General features: G+C 74.2%; 8 protein-coding genes. 1 reads left to right on the top strand and 7 read right to left on the bottom strand.

The window, feature by feature from the left end; translation table 11 throughout:
* Positions 1 to 29: 29 nt before the first annotated feature.
* Together AB0L45_RS29275 and AB0L45_RS29270 are read right to left on the bottom strand one after the other, a co-directional pair.
* A complete protein-coding gene (locus AB0L45_RS29275; RefSeq protein ID WP_365845117.1) occupies positions 30 to 1,931 on the bottom strand; it encodes an AAA family ATPase in 1,902 nt (633 codons plus the stop codon).
* A 461-nt stretch (positions 1,932 to 2,392) separates the two neighbouring features.
* On the bottom strand, positions 2,393 to 3,001 hold the full coding sequence (locus AB0L45_RS29270; RefSeq protein WP_365845115.1) for a hypothetical protein: 609 nt from the start codon (positions 2,999 to 3,001) through the stop codon (positions 2,393 to 2,395).
* A 262-nt stretch (positions 3,002 to 3,263) separates the two neighbouring features.
* Between AB0L45_RS29270 and AB0L45_RS29265 the strand changes: the two genes are divergently transcribed.
* On the top strand, positions 3,264 to 4,622 hold the full coding sequence (locus AB0L45_RS29265) for a peptidase C39 family protein (RefSeq protein WP_365845113.1): 1,359 nt from the start codon (positions 3,264 to 3,266) through the stop codon (positions 4,620 to 4,622).
* A 61-nt stretch (positions 4,623 to 4,683) separates the two neighbouring features.
* Here the strand turns inward: AB0L45_RS29265 and AB0L45_RS29260 are convergent, their stop codons facing one another.
* The 5 genes from AB0L45_RS29260 to AB0L45_RS29240 all read right to left on the bottom strand — a co-directional run bounded on the left by AB0L45_RS29260 (position 4,684) and on the right by AB0L45_RS29240 (position 8,492).
* On the bottom strand, positions 4,684 to 5,379 hold the full coding sequence (locus tag AB0L45_RS29260) for an HAD-IA family hydrolase (RefSeq protein WP_365845111.1): 696 nt from the start codon (positions 5,377 to 5,379) through the stop codon (positions 4,684 to 4,686).
* 32 nt (positions 5,380 to 5,411) lie between these two features.
* Positions 5,412 to 6,089 carry a phosphatase PAP2 family protein gene (locus tag AB0L45_RS29255; protein WP_365845109.1) on the bottom strand — a complete coding sequence of 226 codons (678 nt, stop codon included), beginning with the start codon at positions 6,087 to 6,089 and terminating at the stop codon, positions 5,412 to 5,414.
* A 183-nt stretch (positions 6,090 to 6,272) separates the two neighbouring features.
* Positions 6,273 to 7,211, bottom strand: a complete 939-nt coding sequence (locus tag AB0L45_RS29250) for a M56 family metallopeptidase (protein WP_365845107.1) — start codon at positions 7,209 to 7,211, stop codon at positions 6,273 to 6,275.
* A gap of 93 nt (positions 7,212 to 7,304) precedes the next feature.
* Positions 7,305 to 7,886, bottom strand: coding sequence for a DUF5134 domain-containing protein (locus tag AB0L45_RS29245; RefSeq protein WP_365845105.1), 582 nt, complete (start codon positions 7,884 to 7,886; stop codon positions 7,305 to 7,307).
* 213 nt (positions 7,887 to 8,099) lie between these two features.
* The gene (locus tag AB0L45_RS29240; RefSeq protein WP_365845103.1) at positions 8,100 to 8,492 is read right to left on the bottom strand and encodes a VOC family protein; all 393 of its coding nucleotides are present in this window, start codon (positions 8,490 to 8,492) and stop codon (positions 8,100 to 8,102) included.
* Positions 8,493 to 8,591: the final 99 nt, after the last annotated feature.

Below are 8,591 nucleotides of genomic sequence, written 5' to 3'. Positions count from 1 at the left end.
CCGCGCGGCCGGGCGCCCCGGGCCGGGCGTCAGAGCGGCGGTGCCTCCGGGCCCGGGCCGGGGGCCGGGCCGCGGCCGGAGAGGACCTCGCCGTAGGCCTGCATCAGGTCGGGCAGGCGCAGGGTGGCCAGATCGTCGCGGGACGGTGTGCCGGACCAGGTGGACAGCCGCAGGTCGCGGTAGGCGCAGCTCTTCTCGTACAGGGTGCGCAGGAACCGGCCGTTGCCCAGTTCGTCGATCCAGCCCTGCTCGACGACGTGCGCGCTGATGCTGCGCAGCTCCTCCAGCGACTCCTCGTCCCAGTGGTCGCCGTTCTCGGCGGCCAGCACCTCCCCGATGGCGGTCAGTTCCGGCGGCCGGTAGCTGGGGAAGTCGACGCGCGAGGTGAAACGCGAGGACAGGCCGGGGTTGGCGGCCAGCAGGCGGTCCATGCCCTCCGGATAGCCGGCGAGGATGACGACGAGGCGGTCGCGGTTGTCCTCGGCGCGCTTGAGGAGGACCTGGAGGGCTTCGTCGCCGTACGCGTCGCCCTTGCTGTACGCGGAGTTCGACAGGCTGTACGCCTCGTCCACGAACAGCACCCCGCCCAGCGCCGAGTCGATCAGCTCGTTCGCCTTCACGGCGGTCTGCCCCAGGAACTCGCCGACCAGGTCCGCCCGTTGTGCTTCCACGAGGTGGTCGCCGCCGAGCAGGCCGAGTGCGTAGAACACCCGGCCGAGTATCCGGGCCACGGTCGTCTTGCCGGTGCCGGAGGGGCCGGAGAAGACGAAGTGTCGTTTCGGCGGCTGCACCGGCAGTCCCTGGCCCGCGCGCAGCCGCGCCATCCGCAACTGCGCCGACAGCGCCCGTACCTGACGCTTGACCGGCTCCAGGCCGACCATCCGCTCCAGCTCGGCGAGCGCCTTCTCCAGCAGCACCGGGTCGGACGGGCCGGCGGGCAGCTGGTCGGCGCCGCGCGGACCGCCGGGTGCGGCCTTCTCCCGTACGGCCGGCCCGGCGTCCCTTGGCGAACCGCCCGCCAGGTCGCTGTCCGGGCCCTCCGGCTCGGTCGTGGCCAGCAGCTCCCGGCCGTCCACCGGGTCGAGCGGGGAGAGCGGGTCGAGATCGCCGCCCGCCTCCTGGCCGAAGGCGGCGGTGACGGCCGCGAGGTCCGTGCCCTCCTCCAGGCCGTCCCCCTCGGCGATGGCCGCGAGCCGCGCCGAGGTGTCCATGAACGCCGGGTCGACGCGGTGCACCGAGCGGTACAGCGGCAGCGCGGCGGCGCTGCGGCCGGTGCCCTCGTGGGCGCGGGCGAGCCAGTACCGCAGCTCCTTGCGCTGCGGCTGCTCGCTGCGGCAGCGCATCAGGGCGGCCGACAGCAGCGGCTCGGCCTGCCCGTACATCTCCTGGCGTACTCGCGCCATGCCGCCGAACAGACCCGCCTCGATGCCGAGCAGCGGGTCGTCCAGGAGCGGTTCGGTGTGCCGTACCAGCTGGTCCCAGTCCTTGACGAGATAGGCCCGGCAGGCGTGCAGGAAGCGCACCTGCGGATCGGTGTCCACCGGCGGGCAGCCGGCCAGCGCCTGGTCCAGCTCGGCCACATGGCGGCCGTCGAGCCAGTGCGAGGCGTACGCCAGCAGCAGGTCGCGGCCGGTCTCCAGCACCGGCTGCACCCACCAGCCCAGCCAGTACCAGGAATTGAGTGTGCGTCGGTGCCGGGCCCGCTGTTCCCCGAAGCGGTCGCGGTGCCGGTGCATGTGCAGCAGCGCGGTCGAGGTGTCCGCACGCAGCGCGTGCAGGCCGAGCCAGCCGTCGGCCATCGTCGGGTCCATCCGCACTGCGGCCCGGAACTCCTCCTCGGCCTGCGGATAGGCGCCTACCGTGTAGGCGTCCACCGCGCGCAGCCAGGCGAGTTCGGCCGGGGCGTGTGTGCCCTGAGTGCCGAGATCCATCACGTCCCCCACAAAACGTCCCCCGTGGTGTGCCGCCGGGCGAGTGCCAGGCCGCAGCGTGTTCGTTCGAACCGCCCTGCCCGGTGCGCCAGTTGCCGGCCGCTCCGGGCACTTCGCAATGCGTCCTTCGGTGGCACGGACTCGCATCGTACCCGCGGTATCGGCGCAGGCCGAAGAGGGCGGTACGGGGGAAGACGAGGCTCCGCGGCGCGAAGGGAGCGGTGACATAGGGTGAGGGGGCCGACGGTGCGCGGCGCGCGCCGAGCGCCCGGGCACAGAACGAAGCCCCCGATCACGGGGGAACAACCGGGGGCTTCGCGTCTGCGGGCGGTCCGTCAGAACCGCACATTGAGAACGTAAGTCCTGTACGCCCCCCAGGTCAAGCCGAGTTGAGGCAGTCGGCGGTACGCACAGGGCGACGATCTGCGTACCGCCTGTGGTCCGTCACGTACGGTGATGGTTCAGGGGGTACCGCACGCCTCAGAAGGCCCCGGCAGCACCTCGTACCCCTCGGCGCACGCCCGTACCAGCAGACCGGCGTGCGGACGTGAGGGGTCCGCCGCGAAATGGGCGCGCTCCGCCGGGATCCAGTCATCCCAGAACGCGGCCTGGGCCGGGCCGTCCCGCAGCCGCCCCCGTTCCCAGGAGTGACCAGCCGTCAGGTCCATCCACAACAAGCACGCCAGATACGGGCGCAGGGCGCGGCGGCCCGCGCCGACGCCCTCCACGACGACGGCGTGCGCCGGTGCCAGCTCCCGGCGCGCGGTGAACTCCCTGCGCTCCCAGTCGTACACCCCGTAGCGCGCGTGCTCCCCCCGGGACAGCGGCTCCAGGACCTCGGTACGGAACCGCGCCGTCCAGTCGAACAGTTCATCGTGTGTCGCGATGTCGTCCAGGCGGACGACCGGGGCCCCGCCGAGCGCGGCGGCCAGGTGCCGCGCGAAGGTGCTCTTGCCGGACCCGGCGTGCCCGTCCACCGCGATCAGCCGGACGGGTCCGCAGGACGGGGGCAGTGCGCGCAGCCGGGCGGCGAGGCCGGACGGGACCGGCTGGGTCGGCTCTTGACGCACGCTGCTGCCTGTCTGCTGTGTCTGGGGTGACTGCGGTGTCGGGGGTGGCTGGATATCTGTGGTGACTGCGGTGTCTGTGACGGGTGGGACGCGGCCAGGTTACCGGTACGCGGGACGCGGCCCGCGGGCCCCGGCTGCCGCAAATAGCTGATCCCGGCGGCGACGCGCGACGAACGGCTGGCCGAAGGGCGTATGCGGGGGAATAGTTGAGCTCCACCGTTCTCCTGGCTCAATCCATCGCATCCGACTGGGGGACTCCACCATGAGCAGACCCACGCCCCGGCGTACCGTCCTGGCCGCCGCCCTCGCCGTCGCGGCGGGCGCGGCCACCCCCCTGGCGCACGCCGCCTCCCCATCCGCACCGTCCGCCGCACCGAAGGCGAAGCGTCTCGTGGACTACCGAGCCTGGCACACCGCAGCCGACTGGAACCAGGGCGTCGCGAACGGCACCCGCGTGGCCGGCGGAAACCGCCCGGGCGTGGTGATCGACCGCCCGGCCGGCACCGCCGATTACCGTGATCCGCACACCGGCACCACCGCCGCCTGGGAGTACGCCGTCTGGACGTCCCCGGCCCGCACGCTCAAGGTCCCGGCCACCGAAGCCGTCGTCTCCTGGAACGCCCAGACGCCCGCCGGCACCTGGATCACCGTCGAGCTGCGCGGCACGTACGGCGACGGCGTACGGACGCCCTGGTACGTGATGGGCCGCTGGGCCGCCGGGGACGGCGACATCCGCCGTACCTCCGTCGACGGCCAGAAGGACGGCCGGAGCAGCATCTCCACCGACACCTTCGCGATCGACGCCCCGGCGAGCGGCCTGCGGCTGGTCTCGTACGAGCTGCGCGTCACGCTGCACCGCAAGCCCGGCACCACCCTGAGCCCCACGGTGTGGCGCCTGGGCCTGATGGGCTCCGACATCCCGGACCGCTTCGACGTGCCGGCCTCCGCGCCGGGCGTCGCGACCGGCCGGGAGCTGGTCGTGCCGCGGTACTCCCAGGAGATCCACAAGGGGCAGTACCCGGAGTACGACAACGGGGGCGAGGCGTGGTGCAGCCCCACCTCCTCCCAGATGATCATCGAGTACTGGGGCCGCAGACCCACCGCCGCCGACCTGGCCTGGGTGAACCCCGCCTACGCCGACCCCCAGGTCTGCCACGCCGCCCGCCACACCTACGACTACCAGTACGAGGGCTGCGGCAACTGGCCGTTCAACACCGCCTACGCGGCCACCTACCGGGACATGGAGGCCGCCGTCACCCGGCTGCGCACCCTCTCCGACGCCGAGACCCTCGTCCGGGCGGGCATCCCGGTGATCACCTCGCAGTCCTTCCTGGCCTCCGAGCTGACCGGCGCGGGCTACGGCACGGCCGGCCACCTGATGACCGTCATCGGCTTCACCAAGGCCGGCGACGTCGTCGCCAACGACCCCAACTCGCCGTCGAACGCCGCGGTCCGCCGCGTCTACAAGCGCCGCCAGTTCGAGAACATTTGGCTTCGGACCAAGCGCAAGAACGCCGAAGGCAAGGTCGTCAGCGGCACCGGCGGCATCTGCTACGTGTACTTCCCCACCGAGGTCACCCCGGCCCAGCGCCACGCCCTGGCCACGGTCGGCATCTGCTGAACCCGTTGCTCCGCCTCCCGCCCGGCTCCCGGAGGTGCGGTGCCCGCGGGCGGGCGGCGGGTCAGCCGGCCAGGTCCAGGGCGGGGCGCAGGCCGTCGGGGCGTTCGGTGACCGGCAGGTGGTCCACGGGCAGGTAGCCGCAGCCCAGTGCCGTCGCGCCGCCGTCGGCCGTCCGGTCGTCGCCCACCATCAGGACGTCCTCGGGGGCCAGTCCCAGCTCCGCGCACGCGATCTCGAACAGCCTCGGGTCCGGCTTCTGCATACCGTGCTCGTACGACAGGACGCAGCTCTCCACGAAGGCGTCGAGACCGTGTGCGCGGAGCACCGGACGCAGGTCCCAGCCGATGTTGCTGACCACGCCGGTGCGGATGCCGCGCCGCCGCAGTTCGCCCAGGACCTCGGCGGCGTCCGGGTACGGCGTCCACGCGGCAGGCGTCATGTGCCGGTCGTACAGCGCGTCGTACAGCGCCTCGTCGGGCAGCGGCACCTGCCGGGCCAGCCCGGTGTACAGCTCGCGGTGCCGGCCGGCGCTGCGGTCCCGGGCCTCCCAGAGCGCGGCCAGCTCCGGAGGCAGGCTCTCCGGCGAGGAACCGCCGGGCAGCGCCCCGGCGCGGCTCAGCTCCGCCGCGAGACGGCCGGCCTCCGCCGCCGCGAGGTCCGTCCCCGTCTCGGCCAGCGCCGCCCGCAGCCAGCTCTCCGGCGATTCGATGCGCAGCAGCGTCCCGGAGAAGTCGAAGAGCACACCCTTGATCGTCATGAGGCCATCCTGGCGTGTCCGGTGGCCCGCCGTCATCGCCGCGTCCCGTACCGGCGGGCGTACCCGGCCGCCGCGGCCGCCACCAGGGCCGCGCCCAGCAGCCACCCCCCGGCCACGTCCGTGGCCCAGTGGACCCCCAGGTAGACGCGGGTGAGGCCGACGCCCGCCACGGACACGGTGACCAGCGCGGCGGCGGCCCACCGCCACCGCCGGTGCGCCCCGTACAGCCGCAGCAGCCACAGCGCCAGTCCGCCCGCCACCGCCGCCGTCATCGCATGCCCGGAGGGGAAGGCGGCGTAGTGCGCGGAGTCGACGGGGTCCGGCCACTCCGGGCGCGGGCGGCCCACGAGCACCTTCAGCACCTGCTGCAACGCCGTTCCCGCTGCCGCCGTGACCGCCACCCAGCAGCCGACCACCCACTGCCCGCGGCGCACGAGCAGGACGACCGTCACGGCCAGCAGGGCACGCAGGGTCCACGGATCCCACACCCAGTCGGAGAAGACCTTGTTGACCGAGGTCAGCCCGGGAGCGGTGACGGCCGTGCGGTGCAGGGACGTGGCGATGGTCCGGTCGAAGGCGAGGACCGGGGCCCAGTGGGCGGCCACCAGAGCGAGAAGGACGAGGAAGGGGAGGAACAGGAGGAGAGCGAGGCGGAGGGGGCGGCGCGGCGAAGAGGGCGGTGCAAGGGGAGCGGTGGGTGCGGGGAGCATGGGGGCATCTTCGCGGAGGTGTGCGGGGCGGGGCCAGGGAGCCCTCGTACGGGGAGGGGCGTACGGGGGTGCGTTCGCACGTCAGCGCGTGTTCGGCCGTGTACGCCCGTCCTCCGCACGCCCGCGCGCACGGCTCCACGCGCCCGTACGTCCTCGGTACGCCGCCTGCCGGCGCACCGCCCCTCAGTACGTCAGCGCGCTCAGCCCCGGCACGAACGTCACCAGCAGCGGGACCGCCGGGACGAGCGCCGCGACCGCCGTCATCCGCAGCCGGCGGCCGGGCGTGAAGCGCGGCGCCGGGGCCAGCAGCCGGTGCACCCGGTGCGGAACCTGCGCGCCCTGGTCGGGGCACGGGCCGAACACCCCGCGGTCCTCGTTGAGTTCGACCAGGGCCAGGGCGATCGTCAGCCGGCCGAAGCGGCGCGAGGCCACGTCGTCGGCGGCCAGTTCGACCAGCCGGTGCACCTGGTCGCGGAACGCGGCGAAGACCGGGACCTGCGGGAAGCCGGCCGCGAGCGCCGAGGCGCAGTACAGCAGCACGTCGTGGCGGGCCCGCGCGTGCCCCTGCTCATGGGCGATCAGCGCGTCGAGCTGACGGCCCTTCAGGCGGCGCAACGCCGCGGTGGTCACGACGAGTTGAGGCGTGGCCCCGTGCAGCCACCAGGCCTCGGGGCGGTCGCCTTCGAGCACCACGAGCCGGTCACCGGACGGCTCCTCGCCGGGCAGCAGCGGGGAGCGGCGCAGCAGATCCGTACGCCGCTGCCGCCGCCGGGCGCGGGCGCCGCGCACCTCACGGGTGAGCATGACAGCCGTCCACGCGCCCCCGCACGCCAGCACCGCGGCCAGCACGCCGGACCAGGGGCCGTACTCCTTGAGCGCGTACGCCTCGACGACGACGCGCGGCGCATGGCCGAAGAGGTGGCTGCGCACGGCTTCCCACGCGGCGGCACCGAAGAGCGACATCGCCAGGACGCAGCACAGCAGGACGGCGGCGACCACGCACTGCCACACCCACAGGGCGAGCACCGGTTCGCGGTCGGGCCATTCGGCGCGGGCCATCAGGCGCGGCGCCGTCGCCGCAGCCAGCGCGCCGAGCACCATCAGCGCGAGAGGGACCATCATGGACGTCAGCCTATGAGCGCGCGGCTACCACGGGGTACGAACCGCGGCGGAAGTGACGTATACCACGGACATCAAAAGCAGCCGTACCGCGGGTCACAGGGTCAGCAGCATCGCGAACATGCCGATGCCCATCGCCACCCGGCACGCTCCCACCACCTCCGGCCAGGCGGCCCGTACCGGGACCGGCGCCCCGCCGTCCGCGCCGGGAACGGCCGCCAGCCGCACACCGGCGGCGACGACGTACACGGCGTAGTACGCCAGCAGCAGCGCCGTGAAGACCGGCAGGCCGCCCGGGTCCGCCGTCCCCAGCTGCGCCATGGACACCGCGTGCGCCGCGTGCGTGCCGCCGCCCGGCCCGCCGCCGGGGCGGGGCACCATCGCGAGGGACATGTAGACCATCGCCGCCGCGCCCACCGCGTGGTGCGGGTGCCGCCGCAGCAGCGCCCACAGGCCCGCGGCGCCGAAGACGGCCGCGAACACCCAGGGCGTCCAGGACGGCTGCGCCACGGCCGGGGCGGGCACCGCCATCGCCGCCATGCCCAGCCCCATCAGCGCCTCACCGCGCGCTTCGTGCCGCTGCGCGGCCGTACCGCGCCGCACGCTGGACAGACAGTACGCGCCCGCCCCGGCACACAGCAGTACCAGCAGCCAGCCGACCCATGGCGGTCCGTGCACGGCGTCCTCCCCGAGAGCCCGTACGGCGGTCGCACGCGGGCGATGCGCGCGGCGCGGCGCCGTGCGGCCCGGTACAGCGGCATCGTGCCCCGCCGGGGGGCCGCGGACGCCCCACGGAAACCCGGCACCGGGAGCGCACGGGCGCAAACGGGGAGCATGTGCGCCGCGCCCGGCCGCACGGGGCGGTCCGGGTGCGGGGCACCGGGAGGGCGGTCAGATGCCGGGGCGGTACCGCAGCGGGTGGTCCGCCGGGACCTCGGTCAGCACGATGCGGTGGCCGTCCGGGTCCGCGATCCACATCTCGATCAGGCCCCACGGCTCCTTCACCGGCGGCCGCAGGATCTCCACCCCGCGGGCCGCCAGTTCCTCGTGGGCGGCGGCCGCGTCGGCCACCTGGAGCCACAGCTGGAGCGTGGCCGTAGGGGGCTCGGGGGAGCGGCCGGAGACCTCCAGGAAGCCGCCGCCGAGGAAGTAGACCGTCCCGCGCTCCGGGCCCGTACCGAATTCGCGGTAGACCTCCAGGCCCAGCGCGCTGCCGTAGAACTCCCGCGACCGCTCGGGGTCGGACGGCCGCACCAGCACCCTGCTGCTCAGTACATGCACCATGCTGCGGACCTTACGCCTCCACCGTCCGGGCGCTCTTGTTAGCCTCCGGTACGGCCGTACCGCGCGGCGCCCCGGCGCCCGCGCCCGTACGCCGCGCGC

Source organism: Streptomyces sp. NPDC052496 (assembly GCF_040679095.1).
Taxonomy (GTDB): domain Bacteria; phylum Actinomycetota; class Actinomycetes; order Streptomycetales; family Streptomycetaceae; genus Streptomyces.
This window is presented reverse-complemented; position numbering and strand designations above follow the sequence as displayed.